We start from the raw sequence: 461 nt of genomic DNA, 5'->3' as shown, positions 1-461 counted from the left end.
GATGATGATCATGACGGTCATCTGGTCCTTCCTCGCCTTCGACTTCGTCTACATCCTGACGCAGGGCGGGCCGGCCTATTCGAGCGAAATGCTCTCCACGCTTGCCTATCGCCATGCCTTCTACGATCTCGACGTCGGTCAGGCTGCGGCGGCAGCGCTGGTGATCAGCATTTTCGGCCTTATCGGCACCTTCTTCTATGTCCGCATCTCGACCAAGGAGGGCGACCAATGAGACTGGTCGAAAGCCGTGCCACACTGGCGATTTCCTATTTCTTCCTTGGGCTGTTCGCCTTCATCGCGCTGTTTCCGATCGCGCTGTTGATCCTCAATTCGCTGAAGCCGGCGGCGCAGATCGTGCAGGCGCCGCTCGCCCTGCCGAATCCGATCCGGTGGGAGAATTTCTCGCATGCCTGGCACGATGCGAAATTCTCACGGACCTTCATCAATTCGGTGATCATCAC

At 57.9% G+C, this 461-nt stretch carries 2 pseudogenes; both read left to right on the top strand.

Annotated features, from left to right (window positions below):
* Positions 1-232, top strand: a pseudogene (locus AC1D0P_RS29240) (hypothetical protein); the annotation flags it as partial.
* A pseudogene (locus AC1D0P_RS29235) lies at positions 229-461 on the top strand (hypothetical protein); the annotation flags it as partial. The pseudogenes AC1D0P_RS29240 and AC1D0P_RS29235, both read left to right, overlap by 4 nt.

This window comes from Polaromonas sp. P1_G2, from assembly GCF_056405515.1.
The sequence above is the reverse complement of the archived record's forward strand: the minus strand, read 5'-3'. Positions and strand labels throughout refer to the sequence as shown.